Here is a 21,912-nt window from a genome sequence, read left to right as displayed (position 1 = left end):
TCAGTCCTCGGTGACGGTGAGCGCGGCGACCGACGTGCGGCCTTCGCGGAAGAAGGGGCGGAACCGGGCGCGGGCGGCGAGCAGGGCCAGGGCGCCCAGGGCGAGGGAGCCGGTGCCGAGGAGGAAGACCCCGCCGACACCGTGGAAGGAGGTGCTCCCGTATGAGGGGTCGTACATGTCGTGCGCGCTGCGGGCGAAGGCCGCCAGCATCAGTACGCCGCCCAGCAGGGGCAGGACGCCGCGCAGCAGGAGGTTGCGCGGCGAATCGCGCAGGCTCCGCCGGAAGTACCAGACGCAGCTCAGGGCGGTGGTGCCGTAGTAGCAGGCGATGAGCAGCCCGACACACAGGACGGCGTCGCCGAGGAAGTCCGCGGAGACGAGCCGGAGCAGGACCAGCGTGCCGGCCGCTGCCGTTCCGCAGGCCAGGGTCCCGAAGGCGGGCGTGCGGTGCCGGGGGTGGATCCGGGTGAAGGCGCGCGGCAGGGCGCCGTGGGCGGCCATGGACAAGGTGCCTCGGGAATTGCCGACGAGGCAGGTGAGAAGGGCCGAGACCGCCGAGACGCAGACGGCGAGCTCCATCACCTTGGCGAGTGCCCCGCCGAGTACGGGGGGAGCGAGGGTCGTGAGGACGTCGGCGGCGTTCTCCGCGTTGCCGAGGCCCAGGCCCGTGGTTGCGGTGCCGGCGAAGCTGATCGCCGCGAACGCGGTGAACAGGTAGGTGCCGAGGAGCAGGAGCGTGGAGATGACGGCGGCCTGCCCGGCCACGCGCTCGCCGTCCCGGGTCTCCTCGTTCGCGGCGAGCAGGGAGTCCCACCCCCAGTAGATGAACAGACAGAGCAGGACGGCTTCGGCGAAGGGCCCGAATCCGTCGAAGGCGCTGGGGTCGAGCCACTCCAGGGAGGGGGTGACGGCCCCGTCGCGGGCGAAGGCGGCCGCGCCGAAACCGAGCAGGGCCGCCATTTGGAGTCCGAGGAGCACGTACTGCACGGAGGCGGCCAGGTGCAGTCCCCGGGCGGAGACCAAGGTGCACGCGGCCAGCAGGAGCAGGGCGGTCACCGTGACGGCGGCATCGTTCTCGGCGAGGGAGTGCAGACCGAGCAGGTTCAACAGGTACACGGCGCCGACCTGGGACAGGGCGGTCATCGCGATGAGGGTGGCGACGATCACGACCCAGCCGCCGGTGAACCAGCCGGCCACCGGTCCGAAGGCGCGGGTGGTCCACACGAAATTGGTGCCGCAGTCCGGCATCTCGCGGTTGAGCTCGCGGAACGCGAAGGCGGTGAGCAGGATCGGTACGAATCCCAGGAGCAGGGCGGCCGGGGCCAGGTCTCCCACGGCGAGCGTCACGAAGCCGAGGGTGACGGCGATGCTGTACGCCGGTGCCACGGACGACAGCCCGAGGGTGACGGAGGCGAGCAGGCCCACGGAGCCGCCGCGCAGCCCCTTGCCGACGGGGGTGGGCGCCGGCCCGGTTCTGGCCCCGGTGTCGGTCGGGTTGGTCATGATGCCTCCTGGAGGCCGCAGGTGTGGTGCGCAGAGCGTGAGACGCTGCGTTAAACGGAGATTTAAGACCTGAGCTTCCTGGACCGTCAATAGATAGAGCGATATCGTTAAACCGAGATTCAGACGATCGACCTCTGGAGGAGATGGCGTGGCAGCCAGGAAGGGGACCGGCAAGGAAAACCGCCGGGCCGAGCTGGGCAAGGCGGTGGAGCGCGCCGTACTGGTTCGCGGACTGGAGGGCCTGCGGCTGCGCGATGTCGCCGACCAGGCCGGGGTCACCCCCGCCGCCGTGCTCTACTACGGCGATCTGGACGCCCTGGTCCACGCCACGTACCAGCAGGCCATCGAGCGCTACAGCCAGGAGCGCGAGGAGGCCGCGGACCGCTTCGACGACGCCCGCGACAAACTGCGGGCCTGCATCGACCACGGAGTCGCCGGCGGCCCCGACGACGCGCTGACGCGGCTGCTCTTCGAGTACTGGCCGCGCTGCCTTCGGGACGCCCGGGCGGCGGCGCTCGACAGCGCACTGACGGAGCGACAGATCGCGGTGTATTCCGCCATCTTGGTGCTCGGGCAGGCCCAGGGACACTTCCTGCTCCAGGATCCGCCCCGCCTGCTCGCCGCGAACTTCGTCGCCATGGAGGACGGCTACCAGATGGAGGTCCTCGCCGGCCGGCGTACGCGCACCGAGGTCATCGCCGCCCTGCGCTCCTACGCCCGCGCCGTCACGGGCCACGAGCTGACCGGCCGGGAGTCGGCCGACGCCTCCTGAGTCCGGCCCTTCCTGAGTCCGGCCCTTCCTGAGTCCGCCCCGGACGCGCCGCCGGCCCGCCTCGTCACGAGGCGGGCCGGCGGCAATCGAGTGCGTACGTCGCCCCGTTGAGGGCTGACCGCGGACGGGTGCGACGGTCGGGTCAGGGGCAGGTGGCCAGGAGCACGGAGACGACCGTGCAGCTGGCGCTCGCGCCGTCGTTGAGGGGGCCCGGGTCGGTCGGTGCGGACGCCGTACGGGTGGCGGAGACCGTGACGCGGCCCAGCGAGAGCAGCCCCAGCGGCACCCGGAACGTCTTGGTGGCGGAGGCGCCGTTGGCGATGGTTCCGTAGGTGCAGGTCACGGTGGACCCGGCGGCCGTGCAACCGGGGGACAGGGTGTTCGCGGAGGCACCCGGCGGCAGGGTCGCGGTGAGCGTCGCCGAAGTGGCCGTACCGGGACCGGTGTTGCGGGCGGTCAGGGTGTAGGTGAGGTAGGGGACCAGCAGGCTGAAGCCGGGCTGTGCGGTCAGGTCCACGTCGATGTCGGCGGGCGGGAGCTGATAGGTGTACCGGCCCGGGCCGGTGACGGCGCTGGTGCCGCCGGCCGTGGTGACCCGGACGTCCACGGGGCCCGCGGCGTGGGCGGGCGCGGTGGCGGTGCAGGACGTGGGGGTGCAGGAGAGGCCGGTGGCCGGGTTGCCGGCGCCGAAGTCGATCGCGGTGGCGCCGTCCAGGCCGGTCCCGTTGACGGTGACGACCGTACCGCCGGCCGTCGTGCCGACGGCGGGGCTGAGCGAGGTCACCACGGGGACGGGGACGTAGGTGTAACGGCCGGTGGGGGAGGGGCTGCTGGTTCCGCCGGCGGTGGTGGCCTGTACGTCCACGGTACCGGCCCCGGCCGGAGCGGTGGCGGTGCAGGAGGTGGCCGTGCACGTGACATCGGTGGCGGGGTTGCCCGCGCCGAAGGTCAGGGCGGCGCCGGTCAGGTTGGTGCCGGTGACTGTCACGGCCGTACCGCCACCCGCGGGTCCGGCGGCCGGTCCGACGGCCGTGACCGTCGGCGGGAGGGTGAAGGCGAACACGATCCGGCCGTCACCGGCGTTGGCGCCCTCGGTCAGGGTGACGTGGGAGCCGGGAACCGTTCCGGAGACCAGGCTGGACCCGCCGCCACCGCCTCCTCCGCCCCCACCGGTGGCGCCGTATCTGCCGCCGCCCCCGCCCCGGCCTCCGCCGCCGTACCCCGCTCCGCCGCGGCCGCCGGCGCCCGTCGGGCTGAACACGCCCTGGCCGGCGGCGCCGCCGGAGCCGTTCGGGAAGGCGCCCGGGGAGCCGTTCGGGCCCTCGTTGTCCGCGCCGGGCCCTCCGGTCCCCGAGGCCCCGCCGACCGTGTCGGTGCCCGCGCCGCCGCCCGTACCGCCCTGGGCGTCGGGGACCAGGCCGTTGCCGTCGGCCCCCGGTCTTCCGCTGTCGCCGCCGGCCGCTCCCGGGTAGGCGGGAGAGCCGATGCCCGCCCCGCCCGCGCCGCCGCCCGAACCGGCCGTCAGCAGGGGCGCGTTGGCGGCGGTGGTCACCGCGACGAGGGCGCCGCCGAATCCCGGCACGCCGAACTGGGTACCGGCCGCCCCGTTGGCGCCGCGCCGGCCGACGGCCACGTTGAAGGTCTGCCCGGGCGTGGCGGGGACGGTCGCGACGAGGTGCGCGCCCTTGCCGCCGGCGGTGCCGTCGGCGGCGTTCCCGCCCCCGGCGCCGTCCAGGGTCACCACACTGCTGGAGACGCCCTCCGGCACCGTGACGCTTCCGGAACCCCCCGCGGAGCAGGTGATCGTGGTCGTGGCACCCACCAGGACGGGGGCGGCACACACCCCCTCCGCCGACGCGGAGGGCGCCAGCACCGTCAGGCCGCCCGCGGCCAGAGCCGAGGACGCGGCCATCGCCAGCAGTCGGCGCCGCCACGGCGTGCGCGGTCCGTTTAACACAGCAGTCGAAGACATCGAAGTCTCCCCCTCTCGCCTCCGCCCGGCAGCGGCCGGAGGCGAATACTCCCGGGAAGCCGCGGCCGGACGCTCCCGTACGGCGAACCGGAGTGCAGCTTGCTCCGGCGGCGCCGCTCGTTCGCCGGTATTCCGGGGCCCGTTGGAAGGACGGCGGCCCGGTGATACCGGCGGAAGCATCGCAGCGGCCGGGGCGCGGCGGGCGCCAAATGCCGGATCGTCCCGCCAAACCGTTGGAAACCCCGAAATCGGCGCCCACGCTCGTACGAATTTCCGAGAAGATGAGGGGTTGCGGTGCGGCGGTGCGGCGGTGCGGCTGTGTCGAATGTGGTGCCGCGGCGTCAGCCGGCGGGGTCGAGGAGGTGGGGGCCGTTGTTGCGGACGCTGTTGACGGCGGTCGAGACCGCGGTCACCGCGAGGCGGCCGTCGGCGGGGGCGTGGAGCAGGGCGCGGAGATCCGTCGTGTCCTCGTGGGAGGGATCGAGCCAGGCCTCGTAGTCGCCGGGGTCGAGGGCGAGCGGCATCCGGGGATGGATGCGCCCGGCCGCGTCTGTGGCCTCGGTGGTGATGATCGTGGCCGTGGTGAGCCAGGCGCCCGGGTCGTCCCGGTCGGCGACGGCGGGGTCGCGCCAGAACTCGTACAGCCCCGCCATGGCCATGACGGAGCCGGTCTCGGGCCGGATGAAGTAGGGCTGCTTATAGGCCTTGGCCGTACCGGTGGCCGGTACGGCGACCCACTCGAAGAAGCCGTCCGCGGGCAGCAGACACCGGCGTTTGGCCAGGGCACGCCGGTAGGCCGGCTTCTCGTGGACGGTTTCCACCCGCGCGTTGATCATCCGGGATCCCACGGCCGGGTCCTTGGCCCAGGACGGCACCAGACCCCACCGCACCGGACGCAGCTGCCGCCCGATCTCCCCGGTGTCCCGGTCGGCGCGCTCCAGCACCGCCCACACCTCGTCGGTGGGCGCGACGTTCCAAGAGGGCCCCAGGGCCGGGCCCGGATCGAGCCGGGCGTCGAAGAGGCCCGAGAGGTCTTCCGGGGCCCGGGAGGAGGCGTATCGACCACACATGCCTCCACTGTCCCACTCTTCCCGAGCAGGGAGGGGCAGAGTCCGCCGGACGCCTGGGATCTGTCGTCCCGCTCTCGTCCCACTCTCGTCCGGGCGACGACGGGAGTGTGACGACGGGTCCCGGCCGGCAGTCGATGTCAGCACCGGCTGGGAGGATCGCACCCATGCCTCTTCCCCGGCCCGATGACCTGACTTTGCTGGTGGTGGCCCACGCCACGTACGTAAGCGAGGCCCGCCTCGCGGACGTGGACGTCCGGGAACTGGTGGAGGAAGAGGCCGCGGCGCCGGAGGACGGCCGGATCCACCAGGATCCGGGCCGCCCCCTTCTGGCAGTCGACCTCGAGGTCGAGCCCGGGCGGACCTTCAGGGTTCCGGTCCGGTGGTTTCCCCGCGTGTCGGCCCACCTCAGCCTCTGGAACATGGATTTCGCGGAGTACGCCGATGCGGCTGACGGGTCAGGGACATTCCGCGGCTTTGGCCGGGACTGACACCTCACCGTCGATCGGGGGGCAAGGCACGCTCACGCGGCGCGGGCCCGGGTGGAGACGGTCACGTGGTCGACGCGCATCGGGTGGCCCGGCTCGGTGTCCGGACCCGGGGCCGCGCCGTCGGCCAGGGGGAGGCCGCCGCCGATGGCCACGTTGAGGATCAGGAACAGTCCGTGGTCCACCGCCCGTTTCCACGTGCCCGGGTCCATCCGGGAGGCGGCCACCCGGTGGTGAACCCGGCCGTCCAGGTACCAGCGCACCTCCTCGCCACCGGGGGAGAGGTCGACCTCGACGGCGTACGTGTGGAAGCCCGTACGGCAGTCCCCGCACGGCAGCGGTCCCGAGCCCAGGCCCACCGGTTCCCGGCACGGGCCGCCTTCGAGGGTCCCGCAGTGCATGGTCGCGAAGACGCTGTCCCGGCCGTTCACCGATTCCATGATGTCGAGCTCCCCGATGCCCGGCCAGCCCGTGTACCCGTCGCGCAGCGGCGCCCCGAGGGTCCAGAACGCCGGCCAGTAGCCGGCCGCCTTGGCGCCGGTCACCTCGGGCAGGGCGATCGCGGCCTCGATCCGCAGGGTTCCGCCGGGCGGGGCCGCGAAGTCGGAGCGCCGGGTTTCGATGCGGCCCGAGCTCCACGCGCCGTGCGTGCGGGTGGGGACGATCTCCAGTGCACCCTTGCCGTCGAGGCGGACGTTGTCGGTGGAGTCGGTCATCGTCTCGATCTCACCCGTGCCCCACTGGGCCGCGGGGCAGCCCGGGTAGCACGTGCCGATGTCGTGCAGCCAGTCGGCGGAGGACGGCGGGCTGCCCGCGGGGCCGTCGAACCCGTCGCGGAACACCTCGGTCCACCCCGCCGACCGCGCCTGCGCCGTTGGTTTCCCGGTCGCGCCCACAGCGGGAAGCGCCCCGGAATCCGTGAGCAGCCGTTCGAGCCGCGGGGTCAGGACGACGACCGCCACGTTGGTCAGGTGGGCGTCGTCCCGGTAGAGCAGGATGCGGTCCACCACGGCCGGGCACGTCGGCCCGTCGCCCGGGCACAGGACCGGATTCACGCTCACGGCGCGTACGCCGGGCAGGGCGCCGGAGGCGATCAGCCGGGCCAGGGGATCGGGCTGCCGGGCGTCCGCACGGCTGAACGCGCAGACGGCGGGCTCCTCGGGGCTGCCGGAGACGCACGCGGGGACGTCCGTACCCGGTACGGGGGTGTCCTCGATGTAGACGATCGGCGCACCGATCGCCCGCAGGGGTGCGAGGGTCTTCTCCCAGCCCTCGGCGAGGAGTCCGGCATCGGCGGTGTAGCGGTTCAGGGAGGAGATGACGATGAGCCGCGGCTTCGGCTGCTGCCGCAGCCGCTCCAGGGTGTCGCCGCGCCAGGTGTCGCACTCCCGGTAGGCGCGGCCGAGCTGGGGACTGTCCACCGCCAGCCGTGGCAGCGGGCAGCCCTGCTTCACGAACTCCTGCAGGGCCCAGCCCCGTTGAGAGGCCATGGCCAGCATCGCCGAGAACCACTGGCCGGCGTGAGAATCCCCGAGCAGCACGATTCGGTCCGGACTGTCCACCGCGCCGAACAGGCAGTCCGGGCTGCGCGTCACGGCCGGCGCCACCTCGCAGTCCCCGTCCGGCGGGAAGTCCTTGCGCGCCTGCGCCGGAGCCGGCACGACCGGGCCGGCCTCCAGCGGTGCGGAGCCCGTACGGGAGAGCAGGTGCGGGCCGGACGCGGCGCCCGGCGGCAGCCCGCCCAGGTGGACGGGCGTCGCGGGACCCAGCAGGTTCAGCGTGGTGGTGCCCACCACGAGCGCGAGAACCACCGGCAGGACCACGGCCGTGATGCCCACCGACAGCCCGCGCCGCGGGAGTTCGGAGACGGTGCGGCTGCGGCGCAGCGGCTGCTCGACCCAGCGCATGGTCGCGTAGGCGGGGAGGGCGCCGGCCAGGGTGAGTGCGGCCTTCACCGGCCAGTCCTGGGCGCCGAAGCGGGCCTCGGCGAGGACGAGCACCGGCCAGTGCCACAGGTACAGGTTGTAGGAGAGCCGCCCCACCGCCCGGGGACCCCGCCCCGCGAGCAGCCGGCCGATCCCGTAGATCCCCGGTGTGCTGCGCTCGCCCCGGCCCGGTATGGCGGCGAGGATCACGGCAGCCGCGCCCAGGGTCGGCACCAGGGCCGCGTGCCCGGGGTAGGGCGTGGCCGCGTCGTACGCGAAGACGCTCCAGACGATGGCCGCGCCCCCGGCCCAGCCGCAGAGCAGCCGCAGCGGGCGCGGGCCGCGCATGAGGTGCCAGGGCAGCAGGGCCACCAGCGCGCCCACGCCGAATTGCCAGACCCGCGAGGGCGTGGCGAGGTAGGCGAGGGAGGGGGAGTGTTCCGTCCAGCGCAGCGACAGCGCGAACGACGCGAGCACGACCGGTACGGCGGCCAGGGCCACGGCGGCACGCACGGCGCGGCCGCGGCGTACGGCCCGGGCCGCGCCGAGCACGATCAGGGCGAGCAGCGGCGCCCAGACGAGGTAGAACTGCTCCTCGACGGCGAGGGACCAGAAGTGCAGCAGTGGGCTCTGCTCGTGCCCGGCGGCGAGGTAGTCGGTGCGCTGGGCGACGAACCGCCAGTTGGCGGCGGAGAGCGCCGCAACCACCACGTCGTACTCGAGGTCGGCGCGGCGCAGCGGTACGGTCAGCCAAGCTCCGGCCAGGGCCACCGCGCCGAGGACGACGGCGGCGGACGGCAGGAGCCGGCGGGCCCGCCGGGAGAAGAAGTCCAGGAGCCGGATCCGGCCGGTGGTGATCGCCTCGCGGACGAGCAGGCCGGTGATGAGGTAGCCGGAGACGACGAAGAAGACGTCCACGCCGACGAAACCGCCCGCGAGGCCCGGAACGCCGGCGTGGAAGGCGAGGACCGCGAGGACGGCGACGGCGCGCAGCCCTTCGATGTCGGGCCGGAACGCCGAGCGGTGCGGGCTGGGCCCGGACTCGCCGGAGCGCCCCGGGGCACCCGGGGGACCGGGTGGTGGAGCGGCGTCGCGCGGACGGTCGCGCCTCGGGTCGGGCGTCTGCGAGGACGGCGCGGGGGAGCGTACGGGGGAGTGCATGGTGGTGGAGCCTTTCAACTCAGCCAGGGAAGCATGGGGTTGACCAACCCGGATGCCACCAGGCCGGTGAGCAGGAGCACCGCCGAGGCGGCGAGGGTTTCGGGCCAGCGGCGCGGCAGCACGCCGGTGCGGGAGCGGTGGGCGAAGGCCCGTACGAGACTGCGCGGGCGGGCGCCGGCCGGAGCGGGGGCGGCCTCGGCGGAGGCGGAGGCGGGGGCGGGGGTGGAGGAGAAGGTGGAAGAGGAGGTTTCCCCGGACGTCGCCCCGCGCGCGGCGGGTGCCTCCGGCCGCAGCTCGGTGATCAGGTCGCGGACCAGCGGGCCGTTGATCTGGCACTGCACCAGGAAGTAGAGGAGCAGACCCCAGTTGGGCTCCCAGCCGTTGCGGGCCACGGCCAGCGCCAGACCCGCCGCGGCCGCGCCGTTGGAGAGGACCAGCCAGAGCAGCGAGACGCCCACCACCCGGCGGGCCATCCCGCCGGATCGGGCGGGGCCCCGGGTGCCGGTGGGTACCCAGTCGGCGCTGCGGCCGCGCAGGGTGTGCAGGAAGGCGGTGGCGGCTGCGACGCTCGTCAGGACGTTCGCCCGGATCACCTCCACCCGCCAGCGGGTCCTGCTGATCCGCGGCAGCAGCACGTGCCAGAGCCACAGCGGGGCGAGCAGGGGCAGGACGTGCCAGGGCCGGATGTCGTCGGGGTACCAGAACATCATCACCAGGGGCGGCAGTGGCGCCGCGAAGGTGTTCACGGCGGCGGCCAGGTAGCCGACGACGCCCTCGTAGAAGCACAGCCGCATCCGCCAGGGCGCGCCCATCCCCCGCAGGACGGGCGAGGTGAGCAGGTGGAGGTTGCCCATCGCCCACCGGTACTGCTGGCTGACGAAGGAGGTCACCTCGTCGGGGGAGGTGCCCTTGGCGACCAGGACCGGCACGTACAGGGTGCGGAACCCCCGCGCGTGCAGGGCGAGGCCGGTGTACAGGTCCTCGCTGTGGTCGAGGCGGGCGAAGCCGCCGGCCAGGTCGATGGCGGCGCGCCGGTAGACGGCGTTGCTGCCGCAGCAGATGGCGGCGTCGCTCGCGTCCCGGGACGGCTGGATCCAGCGGAAGAACCATTCCTGGGCGGAGCCCGCGGCCCGCTGGATCCAGCCCATGGTCCCGTCGGTGTCGAAGCACTGCGGGCTCTGCACGATCCCGACGGCCGGGTCGGCCAGATAGGGCACGAGATGGCGCAGGAAGTCCGGCCGGGGTGCGAAGTCGGCGTCGAGGATCGCGATGAACTCGGCGTTGCTCAGGGTCAGTGCGTGATTGAGGTTCCCGGCCTTCTTCAGGTGCCCCCGGTCGGGCCGTACGACGTACTCGTAGCCGTACGAGGCCGCCAGCGCCGCGACTTCGGGCCGGTCGGCGTCGTCCAGGACCCATGTGGTCAGTGCGCCCGGCCAGTCGACGGCCGAGACCGCGCGGTAGGCGTTGTCCAGGACGGGGAGCGGTTCGCCGCAGGTCGGCAAGTACAGGTCCACGCCCGGCAGTCGGGCGGGCTGCCAGGCGCGTACGAGCACCTCGTGCGAGGGTCGCGTCAGCCTGCGCTGGCGCAGGCTGTTCACGGAGGAGAGGGCGAGGGCGACCAGGTTGAGCCCCAGGACGGCGAGGAAGGCCCACAGGGCCGGAGTGCGCAGCGCGAAGGTGAACATGGTCGCGGCGGTGAAGACGAAGGCGAGGCTCGTGCTGATGAGGACCCAGCGTCGTTGCGGGCCGAAGTACCAGTAGAGCTCTTCGTCGGACGGAGGTTGCGGAAGATGATGAAAGCTCATAAAGCCCCCCACGGCTTATTTATGCGCCCGTTTCAGGTGGCCACCATAGCGCCAGAGGTATAGACCATTTGTTTCCGCACGGCCAACAAGCGCAATCGGCCACGGGATTGGCGCATCTCGAGTGGTCCAGACCTTTGTTTCGTCCATTCGACCGGCCGCACCGGCCCCGCCCGGGAAGATGCAGGTCACGGGCGAGTGAACAGACACCGAAGACTTGCGCGGCCGGGCGGGACCCGCGGGATCCTTCTGCTTCGGCCGCGCCGGATGCGCCCCAACCGGCTACGCTCGCGCCGTGCTTGAGGATCCGGACAGGGAGAGTGCCGGCGATCTGCCCGACTGGCAGTCGCCGCCGCGCATGATCGGCGGACACGTCGAGGGACCGGCGGTGATCGGCCGGACGGACCGGCTCGTGGTGCTCGTCCGGCAGGTCTTGGCCTACCCGGCCGGGCTCGAGATCGAGGTGGAAGCCCACGCGCGCGGCGCGTCGCCACCGCCCGGAGGGCCGGCGTATGACCCCGCCGGTTCCACCGGGCCCGCGCAGCCGGCCTTCCGCCTTCGACTCGGCGACGGCACCCTCGTGGTGCAGGACGAGGACGCCGGACTGCGGGACGGGCGCGGACCCGTGATGGTCGTCAGCGGGTACGCGGACTCCTGGGGAGGTCCGGACGGCGGCCATGACCTCCGGCTGACGCTGTGGACGTGGCCGCTGCCGCCGCCGGGTCCGCTCGCGCTGTCGTGCGCGTGGCCGGAACGCGGACTGCGGGACGCCACCTTGGTCCTGGACGGGGCCGCGGTGCGCGCCGCGGCCCTTCAGGCCCGGCCGTTCTGGACCGCAGGGGCGTGAGGACCCGCCGGTGACGGATGCAGGGGTCGCGGCTCGCGGCACCGCCGCGGCGTCGGCACCGGATCGCCGGGGGCGGGACCCGGAGGACCCGGGGCCGGGCTGTCAGGCCCCCGTCGCCGTCGCCACCGTCTGCGCGGGGTCCTCGTACACCGGGTCGAGGGCCAGCAGTGCTCCGCCGCGGGCCGGAGCGGTGAAGCCGAGGGTGGACAGCAGGAGGCGGCAGCCGCCCGTGTCCGGGGCCATCACGCGCTCGGCCATCAGCCGCTCCACGCGTGGGGCGAGCCGGTCGCCGAAGTAGGTGAAGTACCCGCCGAGCACCACCGCGCGCGGGTTCAGGACGTCCGCCAGCAGGGCCAGCCCGAGGCCGAGCCCGTCCGCGATCCGGTCCAGGGCCTCCAGTGTGCGGGCGTCCCCCGCGGCCGCCCGCGCCTGGAGGTCCGTGAGCCGCGCCTCCAGGTCGAGGGAGGGGTCGTGTACGGGATCCCCGGGGCCTGCGGCGTGCCGCAGCAGGGCGGTGAGCCCGACCATGGTCTCCCAGCAGCCGCGGCGCCCGCAGGCACAGAGCGCGCCGCCCGGGTCGAGCGGCATGTGGCCGATCTCCCCGGCGAACCCGCAGGCTCCGCGGTGGAGCCGGCCGCCGCTGATGATGCCGCCGCCCACGCCCGTCTCGCCGGTGACGTAGATCAGGTCGTGGATGCCGGCCGCGGAAGCCTCCAAGTACTCGGCCACCGCGCCGAGTTTGGCGTCGTTCTCCAGGCGCAGTGCGGGCGCCCCGCGCCCCAGGCGGGCGCGGATCCCGCTGACCGCCTCCACGTCGTGCCAGTCGATGTTCGCGGCGTAGACGACGGTGCCCGCGGCGATGTCGACGACCCCGGGGGCGGCGACGGTGACCCCGGCCGTGGCGATCGCGGCGGCGTCGAGGGTGGCGAGGGCCTCGCCGACCAGCCCGGCGGCGCAGTCCAGGACGGCCTCGGGGCCGGCGCCGCGGACGTCCATGGCGACCCGCTTCTCGAAGGCGGTGCTCCCGCCCAGGGTGAGGGCGACGGCGGCCAGGTAGTCGACGTTGATCTCCAGGCCGATCCCGCACAGCGCGCGGCCGTCGATCCGGACGCTCTGGCCGGGGCGGCCCACGGAGCCGTCCCGCTCGGCGTCGCCCTCGCGCACCAGGCCGAGCTCGATGAGCTCGGTGACCAGGCCGGTGACCGTGGGTCTGGGCAGCCCCGCGTCATCGGCGATCCGCGCACGTGAACGCGGTCCGGCGTCGCGCAGGAGACGCAGTACGAGGCCGAGGTTGGCGCGGCGGATGGAGGCCCTCCCGGCGGGCCTGGACGGGCCGTTGATCACGACGGGGCCGATGCCGGCATCACCCCGCCCGCCGCCGTGCTCCGTGCTTCGCGGATCTGCCCTCACCGGTGCTCCTCACTGCCGTCCCCGAGAGTCTGCCACCCGTGGCTCCGGGTCCCGCCCCAGTGTTCCGCAGTGGATGCGGTGCGCGGGGTTGACTGGACCCTCATTAATTCGGATCCTAACAAAACTAATGACTCGACGGTGAATGCGACGGCGAGGAGGCCGACGGCGTGAGCGCCCGGTACCACCTGCGGTTCCAGATCCATCCCTACGAAGGCATGGACGCCGTCGCGGCCGCGGCGGCCGAACTGGCCAAGACCTGCACCGACACGGGCGTGGCCGAAGTGGTGCTGCTCCTCGGGGCCGAGGAGCACTTCACCGGCCACCTCGCCGGACATCACGAGGACCTCTGGTACGAGGCGGCGGCCACCGCACAGGAGATCCTCCGCGGTGCCGGCCTGGACGTGAGCCTCAACCCCTGGGTGACCACCGGCCACGCCGACCGGGGCCGCACCGACACCCACGGCTTCGCACCGATGGTCTCCCCGACCGGTGAAGTCTCCACGGCCCAGGCCTCCTTCGCCTGCCCGCGCTGGCGCGCCTGGCTGACCGGACACTACGGACGCTTCGCCGATCTCGGCTTCCGCGTGCTCTGGCTGGAGGACGACTTCCGCTTCCACAACCACGCCCCGCTCGGCTGGGGCGGCGGCTTCGAACCCCTCATGCTCGACCGGCTGGCCGCCCTGGCCGGACGCCCGGTCCCACGATCGGAACTGGTCGCCGCACTCACCGCCCCCGGCCCCCCGCACCCGCTCCGAGCCCTGTGGCAGCGGGTGTGGCGGACCGCGCAGCAGGAGGTGGCCGTGCAGGTGGCCGCCGAAGTGCACCGGCGCTCGGGCGGCCGTTCCCGTACCGGGCTGATGAGCTCGGGCCTGGACGCCGCATCCGTGGAGGGCCGGGACTGGGGCGCGCTGTTCACGGCCCTGGCCCCCGGGGGCCGCGCCGCGCACCGCCCGCACTTCGCCCCGTACGCGGACGCCCCCGGACGCGAACTGGCCCGGCAACTGTGGATGCCGGAACTCCAGCGCTCCCTGCGGCCCGAGTTCGTGGACAGCGAGCCGGAGATCGAGAACTGGCCGCACACCGCCTGGTCCAAATCCGATGTCCAGACCTGGTCGGAGATGGTCGCGGCCCAGCTCTCCGGGGCGGACGCCCTCCTGCTCAACCTGTACCCCATGCACGGCGCGAGCCCCGGCCGCCACCCCCGGATCGCCGAACTGCTGCGCCGCGCCCGGCCCGCGCTGGACCTCGTCCACCGGCAGCACCCGCGCGGACAGCGCACCATCGGCGTCGGCCTGCCCTTCGCCCAGGACGCGGCCGCCCACGTGCGCGCGCACGGCGGAGACCTGACCGAGCTCGCCGTCGACCCGGGCCCGGCCGCCGAGTTCCTGCTGCGCTACGGAGTACCCGTGACCGCCGAACCGGCTCCGGTGCAGGCCCTGTTCGGCCCGTCGGCCTGGGCCTTCGACGATCCCTCGGTACGGACCCTGCTGGCCGGAGGGCTGCTGCTCGACGGGACCGCCGCCACGATCCTGCACCGGCGCGGCTTCGGCCCCCTCATCGGGCTGGCCGCGGCCGAAACGGTGGACCGGGAGGCCCCCGCAGCCGCCGGGGGACCGGGCCCGTACGCCACCGAGCACCTGTGCGCGGCCGCCGGAGAGGACCTCGCGGGCCTCCTCCTCAGCGTCAACACCCAACCCGCCCTGGCCCGGCTCCGGGAGGTACCCGGGGCGCAGCGCTGGAGCGAGGTCCGCACCCCGGACGGCAGTGCCTGGGGGGCGGGCCGCACCGTCTTCACCAACACACTCGGCGGACGCGTCGCCGTACTCGCCGCGACCGAGCCCCACGTGCTGCCGGCCGACGACCACGCGCAGCGGCTGCTGCACCGCACGGTCCGCTTCCTGGAGGGGGAGGGCGCCCGCCTCCCCCTGGTCAGCGGCGGCCCGTACCTGATCCCGCACCTCTCGTACGCGGACGGCGTCACCACCCTGACCGTGGCCAACGGCTGCCAGGACCCCGCCCGGCCGGTGGTGGACCTGTCCGGCCTCCCGGACATCGACGCGGTCGCGGCCACCGTCCTGGCACCCCTCGCCGAGCCCCGCCCCGCCGACACCGGACGGCGGGGGCACACCCTGCGCCTGGACCCCGAACTGCCCCACCGGGGCTGGGCCGTCCTGCGCTGGTGACCCACCGGCCCGGCCCCCGCAATGCCCCGTACCTCCCCCGTCAAGGACCCCGTACCGACCCCCGCCAGGCCCCGGACCGCCCCGTACCGATCGCCCGCAAGGAACCCGTACCGGACCCACCACCAGGGAGCCCCATGAGACCGCTCCGCCCCACGTCCCTCCTCTGCGCCGCGGCCCTGGGCCTCGGCACCACGCTCGTGGCCGGTACCCCGGCGGCCACCGCCACCGCCGCCGGGACCGTCACCATCGCCTCACCCGCCCTCGCCGTGCAGGTCGACACCGCCTTCCCGCGGGTGGTCCAGTACACCGACCAGGCCACCGGCGGCGTCCTCCACGGCAACGAGGACCCCCTCACCCAGGTGAACCTCAACGGCTCCGCGCAGACCCCGGCCGTGACCAGCAGCGTCTCCGCCGACCACGTCGACTACACGATGGCCTTCACCAACGGGGACACGGTCAAGGCCACCCTCTCCGTCAGCGGCAGCACCCTCACCTTCGCCGTCACCTCGATCACCGACAGCGCCGTACCCATCAGCTCGCTGTCGATCCCGCAGCACAACCTGGTGTCGGTGCGCAGCGCCCAACCCGGAGCCGCCGTCGAGACCACCCGGATGAACACCAACACCACCGGCACCGGAGACACCTTCACCACGCTCACCTCCGGCACGACGACGGACGGCGCCCCGCAGGGAGCCATGTACGCGATCCTCAACACCTCCTCCCTCGCGGCGTCGATCGCCACGAACTCCTCTTACGACAGCCCGTCCGGCCAGAACACGGCGGACAGCGGCCGGATCCAGAAGCAGACGGTGGCCAAGTCCGGCTACCGGCGGGCCGGTCTGTGGAGCGGCGACTGGCTGCACCGGGCCGCCGGCGCACCGGGCACCGAACCGCTGCCCTACGCCAAGGTGGTGGTGACCGGGGACCGCAACGCCGACTCCACCGTGGACTGGCAGGACGGAGCCATTGCCTTCCGCTCCGTCATGACCAACCCCCAGGGCTGGCAGGACACCGCCCGTCGGGTCGTGCAGCGCATCCCGTACAACTTCGCCTCCCAGGCCACGCACCCCTTCCTGCAGACCCTGGACGAGACCAAGCGCGTGGCCCGGGCCACGGACGGGCTCGGCCAATTCGTGCTGCTCAAGGGCTACGGCTCGGAGGGCCACGACTCGGCCCACCCCGACTACGGACTGGTCGGCACCCGGCAGGGCGGCGCCGCCGACCTGAACACCCTCATCGCGGCGGGCGCCGGCTACAACGCCGACATCGGCGTGCACATCAACGACACCGAGGCCTACCCCGTCGCCCGCACCTTCGACCCGGCGCTCCTCAACAACGGCGGCGCGGACAAGGGCTGGGACTACCTCGACCAGTCCTACCACCTGAACTACCGCCTGGACGGCACCAGCGGAAAGCGCCTGGCCCGCCTGCAAGAGCTCAAGGCTGTGGCCCCTGACCTCAAGTTCCTCTACGTGGACACCTGGTACGGCGACGGCTACACCTCCCAGGCCCTGGCCCGCGAGATCAACGGCCTCGGCTACCAGCTCACCACCGAGTTCCCCGACAAGTTCGAGGAGCAGTCCCTCTGGTCCCACTGGGCCAACGACCTCAACTACGGCGGCAGCAACTACAAGGGAATCAACTCCCAGGTGGTGCGCTTCATCCGCAACCAGCAGCGCGACGACTGGATCGCCGGAGACCCGCTGCTCGGCGGCGGTACCCTGACCGCCTACGAGGGCTGGCAGGGCACCAAGGACTTCGCGAACTTCATCACCACCACCTTCACCACCAACCTGCCCACCAAGTACCTCCAGGGCTTCACCATCCGCAAATGGGCCGCGAACCGCATCGACTTCGACGGCGGAGTCAGCGCCACCCTGAGCGGCAACACCCGCACCATCAGCAAGGACGGCCACCCCGTCCTGATCGGCGACAGCTACCTGCTGCCCTGGAACCAGAGCGGAGAGTCCAAGCTCTACCACTGGAGCGGAGCGGGCGGCACCTCCACCTGGAACGTGCCCGCCTCCTGGGCCCAGAACGGCACGGCCAAGCTCTACAAGCTCACCGACCAGGGCCGCGTCCTGGTCTCGGACCTCCCGGTGACCGGCGGCAAGGTCACCGTCACCGCCACCGCGAAGACCCCGTACGTCGTCTACCCGTCCGCGGCGCCCGCGCAGCCGGACGCCGGATTCGGCGAGGGCGGCCCCGTCCGGGACCCGGGCTTCACCTCCGGAAACCTGTCGAAGTGGACGGTCACCGGGTCCGCGTCCGTCACCCGCAACGCGGTGGGCCAGTCCCAGCTGACCCTTGGGCAGGGCGCCACCTCCGTCTCGCAGCAGCTCACCGGCCTGACGCCGGGCACCTACGCGGCGAGCGTGTACGTCTCCACGGCCACCGGACGCAGGGCCACCCTGGCCGTGACCCCGGCGGGAGGCACCGAGCAGAGCGTCTACGCCACGAGTTCCCCGTACGGGAACAACGTCGGGGCGGACGAGAAGAACGGCAGCACCATGCAGCGGATGCGGGTGCTGTTCGACGTCCCGGCGGGTCAGTCCACCGCCACCCTGGCCCTGCGCGCCGACGGGGCGGCGGGCACGGCCGGCTTCGACGACGTGCGCGTCGTGCGCACGGCCCGCAGCCCGCAGGGCGGCCACACCTTCGCGGAGGACTTCGAGAACGTCGACTCCGGCTGGTACCCCTTCGTCGTCGGCTCGGCGGGCGGCAGTACGGCGGACCCGCGGACGCACCTGGCCCAGCTCAACGCCCCTTACACGCAGGCCGGCTGGAACGGCAAGCTGATCGACGACGTGCTCGCCGGCGCCAACTCCCTGAAATCCCATGAGGAACGCCCCGGGCTGCTCTACCAGACCATCCCCCAGACCCTGCGCTTCGAGCCCGGCCACCAGTACAAGGTGACCTTCAAGTACCAGCAGTCGGTGGCCGGGGACTACGCCTTCACCCTGGGCGCCGGCACGGGACAGGTCTCCTCCGACACGCTGCCGCAGGCCCGGACAACGAACACCTTCACCAAGACCTTCACGGCCGGGGTGGATGCCTGGATCGGCATGCGCAAGCTCACGGCGGAGACCTCCAACGCCGACCGGGACCTGGTCCTCGACGACCTCACCGTCGACGACCTCGGGGCCACGGCCTCGCCCAACCTGGCCCTGAACAAGCCGACCACGGCCTCCTCGGTCCAGTCCGCGGACTATCCGGCGACGGCCGCCACCGACGGCAGCGCCACCAGCCGCTGGTCCTCGTCCTTCGCCGCCGACCCGCAGTGGATCCAGGTCGACCTCGGATCCGTGAGGAACGTGAACCGGGTGGTACTCGGCTGGGAGGTCGCCTACGGCCGCGCCTACAAGGTCCAGCTGTCGGACGACGGGGTCACCTGGCGGGACGTGTACTCCACCACCACGAGCGACGGGGGGAGGGACGAACTGACCGGGCTGAACGGCAGCGGACGCCACCTCCGGGTGACCGGCACCCAGCGGGCCACCGGCTACGGCTACTCGCTGTGGGAGGTCGAGGCGTACTCCTGACGGCACACGGAACCGGCCCCCACCCCTGCCAGAGGGGTGGGGGCCGGTGTGCCGTCAGGGATCAGAAGCGGCTGGAGACGGTGGCTCCGGCGAAGTCCTGCGCGGCGTGCAGGCTGACGTAGAGGTAGCCGGCCGGCGGGTTGTTGACGGTGAGGGTTTCGGTGTTGCCGGTCTGGGCCGAGCGGGCGGTGTAGTTGCCCGTGGTGGCCCAGGTGGTGGGGCTGTAGTAGAGGTCGGCGTTGCCGGTGCCGCCCGAGACGGTGATCTTGAGGGAGGCGGTGCCGGCGGGGACGTTCACGTAGAAGTAGCGGTAGTTCCCGGCGGTGGCCGAGACGTTGGAGCGGCTGCAGTCGGCGCCCAGCACCCGGATGTCGGCGTCCGCGCACTCCACCTGGGCCGTCCCGAACTGGGTCGAGACGGTCACGCCGGCGAAGCCCTGGACAGCGTGCAGGCTGATGTAGACGCGGCCGGCCGCGGGGTTGTTGATGGTCAGCGACTCGGTGTTGCCGCTCTGCGCCGAGCGGGCGGTGTAGTTGCTCGTCGTGGCCCAGCCGCTGGGGCTGTAGTAGAGGTCGGCGTTGCCGGTGCCGCCCGAGACGGCGATCTTGAGGGATCCGGTGCCGGCCGGGACGTCCAGGTAGAAGTACCCGTAGTTGCCGGTCGTGGCGGAGACGTTGGAGCGGCGGCAGTTGTCGCCCAGCACCCGGACGTCGGGGCTGGTGCACTCGCCGGGCCCGGCGGTTCCGACCGTGACCGCCTTGCTGGTGGTGGCGGTGGCGCCCTTGTTGTCGGTGACCGTGAGCTTGACGGTGTAAGTACCCGCCGCGGCGTAGGTCTTGGCCGGGTTGGCGGAGGTGGAGGTGGTGCCGTCACCGAAGTTCCAGGCGCGGGAGGCGATGGTGCCGTCCGCGTCCGTGGAGGTGTCGGTGAAGGTGACCGCCAGGGCGTTCACGGCGGAGGTGAACCCGGCCACCGGGGCCTGGTTGGCCGGCGGGTTGGTGCCGCCGCCGCAGTCGCCGGCCGCGCACTTGACCAGCCAGGCCGCGAAGTCGGCGTCGTAGCGGGTGCCGATGGTGGAGGTGAGCAGGGTGCGGGCGGCCGCCCAGTTGCCGGCGCGGTAGTGGCCGAGCAGCGTGGCGACGTCCTGCGGGTGCGACTGGATCAGGTAGCGGACCGCCAGGTAGCCCCAGCGGTAGACCCGGGTGGAGTCGGAGTTGTCGTACGTGGTGTCGAACAGCGTGCTGAGCTTGTATGTGTTCTTGCCCGCCTCGATGGCGGCCTGGTCGTACGTGACGCCCCGGTAGGAGTAGGAGATGTACTCGGCGAAGCCCTCGACCCACATCACGGTCGGGGTGGTCATGCCGGCGTCGAAGTCGCCGTACATGTTGAAGCGGCCGTCGAGGTAGTGGGTGTACTCGTGGTTGAGGTTCCAGATCTGGAACTGCGGCCGGACCCACTCCGCCTCGTAGGCGATGAAGCGCGGCTGATTCCCGGTGACGGAAGGGTCGCCCTCCAGGTACATGCCGCCGTTGTTGGTGCTGATTCCGAAGATGACACCGGCGTAGGTCTGGTAGTCGGCGCTGGAGTCGAAGGCGACCACCTCGAGCGCGGTGTTCTTGTCGTTGGCGACCGGGCCGCCGTCCTTGGCCACGTTGTGGAAGAAGGCGTCCTGGTTGGCCAGGCTGGTGCAGCTCGCGCCGAGCTCGGCGGCGGTCATCTGCTGCGCGACGATCCGCAGGCTGGGGCTACAGGTGTGGTTGACCGTCAGGACGGCGGCACGCACCCGCGCCGGCAGGTCGCAGGTTCCGTAGAAGGAGCAGTTGGTGGCGTCGTACGAGGTGGTCATCTCGGCGAGCGGCACCCAGAGGGAGGCGGTCCGGCCGGTGATCGAGGTGCGGTCCAGCAGCTGCTTGACGAGCGGACGCACGGTCGCCTGGAGCGTCGAGTGCTGGAGGAAACGACCCAGTTCCCGGCCGGCGTTGGCCGTCAGGTAGCTCTTGTCCGTGCCCAGGAGCGCGTCATGGGTGACGGCGAAGTCGCGCAGCACGGTGAGGATGCTGGGGTCGGCCTGGACGGCGGGCAGGAACTCGGCGGTCTGGTGCCCGCGGAACAGGACCGTGTAGGCGTTGTTGACCGCCGCGACCATCGAAGAGGAGCTGTTGTAAGAGGAGTTGTAGCCGGTCAGCAGTCGCTTGGCGACGCCGAGGTAGCGCGCGTTCTCCTGGGCGCTGTCGATCAGGATGACCGACTCGCCCAGGGTCGGGCCGTTGGCGTCGGTCACGTCGGCCGCGCGCGGGGAGGCGAAGAAGGTGTCCAGGGCGCCCCGGATCGAGCTCTTCAGGGCCGGGCCGTAGGTGCCGACGGTGGACTCGTTGTACCACTGCACGTAGTAGCCGGCGCGCAGGAAGAGGACGAGCTGCCCGGTCTTGGTGCTGTTGTCGCCGGGGTAGGTGGCGGCGGAGGTGCGCAGGGCGTCGGCCACCGAGACCATCTGTGCCTCACGGAAGGCGGCCTTCGCGTCGTTGCCCTTGAGCAGGAACAGCGAGTTCACGCAGTCCATCTCGGAGGCCTTGATCTGCTGGACCAGCGCGGCCCCGGTCTTCGAGGTGAAGTCCGCGACGTTGCAGGCCGCGGCCAGGGCCTCGGCGGCGGCGCCGGGCGCCAGCTGCGCCTTGGACGACTGCTGTTCGGTGCGCGCGGCCTCCTTGGTGGCCCGGAGCGGGGCGCGCTCGGACAGGTCCGCGTCCGGACGTGCGGCGTGCTCGGCCCTGAGCGCGGCCGCCGCCGCGGCCGGGGTCGAGGGCTGCGGGGCGGCGCCGGACTTCATGGCCGGAGCGGGCGCGGCGGGCTTGATCTCGCGCGCGAAGGCCTGGCCGGCGGGGGCGAGCATCGTCAGGCCCAGACAGCAGGCCAGGGCGGCTATCAGGGGCCGGGCACGGCCCTTGGTGGTGGGGGAACTGCGCATGGGGGGTGGGCCTCCGAGCCGGTCTGCGGCCGCGCTGGCAACGCGGCGAAGGTGGAAAGCGGACCGTGACGACGACGGGAGTTGGTGGGGATTTCAACTCTGTCGTGTACACGGCTATGCAGTGTGCGATGTAACATGGCACACATCACATGGCTCTGGAAGTACCCGCGGGACAGTTCTCCACATCTGAGTGACCGTCAGGTGTGGTGCCGGAGGGTGATCTGTCCGGTTCGCCTGAGGTCATCCCGGTTCCCCGCCACCGCATCGCGCGGCGC

12 protein-coding genes are annotated in these 21,912 nt (G+C 72.7%); 5 read left to right on the top strand and 7 right to left on the bottom strand.

What is annotated here, in order from left to right:
- Positions 1-1,503 (bottom strand): APC family permease, encoded by a 1,503-nt coding sequence (locus tag ACFYM0_RS04360; RefSeq protein ID WP_388496356.1) that lies wholly within the window; start codon positions 1,501-1,503, stop codon positions 1-3.
- 148 nt (positions 1,504-1,651) lie between these two features.
- On the opposite strand from ACFYM0_RS04360, the gene ACFYM0_RS04355 reads away from it, so the two are divergent.
- Positions 1,652-2,275, top strand: coding sequence for a TetR/AcrR family transcriptional regulator (locus ACFYM0_RS04355; protein WP_388496354.1), 624 nt, complete (start codon positions 1,652-1,654; stop codon positions 2,273-2,275).
- 142 nt (positions 2,276-2,417) lie between these two features.
- On the opposite strand, the gene ACFYM0_RS04350 is transcribed toward ACFYM0_RS04355, so the two are convergent.
- Positions 2,418-4,247: an IPT/TIG domain-containing protein gene (locus ACFYM0_RS04350; protein WP_388496353.1), complete on the bottom strand. Its 1,830-nt coding sequence runs from the start codon at positions 4,245-4,247 to the stop codon at positions 2,418-2,420.
- Between the two features lie 341 nt (positions 4,248-4,588).
- Positions 4,589-5,317 carry an SOS response-associated peptidase gene (locus ACFYM0_RS04345; protein ID WP_388496351.1) on the bottom strand — a complete coding sequence of 243 codons (729 nt, stop codon included), beginning with the start codon at positions 5,315-5,317 and terminating at the stop codon, positions 4,589-4,591.
- Positions 5,318-5,517: 200 nt separating this feature from the next.
- Between ACFYM0_RS04345 and ACFYM0_RS04340 the strand changes: the two genes are divergently transcribed.
- Positions 5,518-5,805 (top strand): DUF6924 domain-containing protein, encoded by a 288-nt coding sequence (locus ACFYM0_RS04340; RefSeq protein WP_388496349.1) that lies wholly within the window; start codon positions 5,518-5,520, stop codon positions 5,803-5,805.
- A 32-nt stretch (positions 5,806-5,837) separates the two neighbouring features.
- On the opposite strand, the gene ACFYM0_RS04335 is transcribed toward ACFYM0_RS04340, so the two are convergent.
- Both ACFYM0_RS04335 and ACFYM0_RS04330 read right to left on the bottom strand, forming a co-directional pair.
- Positions 5,838-8,888, bottom strand: coding sequence for an SGNH hydrolase domain-containing protein (locus tag ACFYM0_RS04335; protein WP_388496347.1), 3,051 nt, complete (start codon positions 8,886-8,888; stop codon positions 5,838-5,840).
- Positions 8,889-8,902: 14 nt separating this feature from the next.
- A complete protein-coding gene (locus tag ACFYM0_RS04330; protein WP_388496345.1) occupies positions 8,903-10,693 on the bottom strand; it encodes a glycosyltransferase family 2 protein in 1,791 nt (596 codons plus the stop codon).
- Positions 10,694-10,985: 292 nt separating this feature from the next.
- On the opposite strand from ACFYM0_RS04330, the gene ACFYM0_RS04325 reads away from it, so the two are divergent.
- Entirely contained in the window at positions 10,986-11,537 is a 552-nt protein-coding gene (locus ACFYM0_RS04325) for a hypothetical protein (RefSeq protein WP_388496344.1), read from the top strand.
- A gap of 102 nt (positions 11,538-11,639) precedes the next feature.
- Here ACFYM0_RS04325 and ACFYM0_RS04320 read toward each other — a convergent pair whose 3' ends face one another.
- The gene (locus ACFYM0_RS04320) at positions 11,640-12,947 is read right to left on the bottom strand and encodes an ROK family protein (RefSeq protein ID WP_388496342.1); all 1,308 of its coding nucleotides are present in this window, start codon (positions 12,945-12,947) and stop codon (positions 11,640-11,642) included.
- Between the two features lie 167 nt (positions 12,948-13,114).
- Here ACFYM0_RS04320 and ACFYM0_RS04315 point away from each other — a divergent pair, with 167 nt between their 5' ends.
- Complete coding sequence (locus ACFYM0_RS04315; protein ID WP_388496341.1) at positions 13,115-15,130, top strand: hypothetical protein; 2,016 nt, start codon at positions 13,115-13,117, stop codon at positions 15,128-15,130.
- A 134-nt stretch (positions 15,131-15,264) separates the two neighbouring features.
- Positions 15,265-18,672: an endo-alpha-N-acetylgalactosaminidase family protein gene (locus tag ACFYM0_RS04310; RefSeq protein WP_388496340.1), complete on the top strand. Its 3,408-nt coding sequence runs from the start codon at positions 15,265-15,267 to the stop codon at positions 18,670-18,672.
- Between the two features lie 61 nt (positions 18,673-18,733).
- Here ACFYM0_RS04310 and ACFYM0_RS04305 read toward each other — a convergent pair whose 3' ends face one another.
- Positions 18,734-21,637 carry a collagenase gene (locus ACFYM0_RS04305; RefSeq protein ID WP_388496339.1) on the bottom strand — a complete coding sequence of 968 codons (2,904 nt, stop codon included), beginning with the start codon at positions 21,635-21,637 and terminating at the stop codon, positions 18,734-18,736.
- Positions 21,638-21,912 lie beyond the last annotated feature (275 nt).

The sequence above is a fragment of the Streptomyces sp. NPDC006487 genome (genome assembly GCF_042870555.1).
In the GTDB taxonomy this organism is placed as follows: domain Bacteria; phylum Actinomycetota; class Actinomycetes; order Streptomycetales; family Streptomycetaceae; genus Streptomyces.
Note: the sequence above shows the minus strand (reverse complement) of the source record. Positions and strands in the feature narration are given on the sequence as shown.

Coding starts and splice junctions, on each gene's coding strand:
- ACFYM0_RS04330 (WP_388496345.1), bottom strand. CDS start 10,693: ATGAGCTTTCATCATCTTCCGCAACCTCCGTCCGACGAAGAGCTCTAC.
- ACFYM0_RS04335 (WP_388496347.1), bottom strand. CDS start 8,888: ATGCACTCCCCCGTACGCTCCCCCGCGCCGTCCTCGCAGACGCCCGAC.
- ACFYM0_RS04360 (WP_388496356.1), bottom strand. CDS start 1,503: ATGACCAACCCGACCGACACCGGGGCCAGAACCGGGCCGGCGCCCACC.
- ACFYM0_RS04310 (WP_388496340.1), top strand. CDS start 15,265: ATGAGACCGCTCCGCCCCACGTCCCTCCTCTGCGCCGCGGCCCTGGGC.
- ACFYM0_RS04350 (WP_388496353.1), bottom strand. CDS start 4,247: ATGTCTTCGACTGCTGTGTTAAACGGACCGCGCACGCCGTGGCGGCGC.
- ACFYM0_RS04345 (WP_388496351.1), bottom strand. CDS start 5,317: ATGTGTGGTCGATACGCCTCCTCCCGGGCCCCGGAAGACCTCTCGGGC.
- ACFYM0_RS04305 (WP_388496339.1), bottom strand. CDS start 21,637: ATGCGCAGTTCCCCCACCACCAAGGGCCGTGCCCGGCCCCTGATAGCC.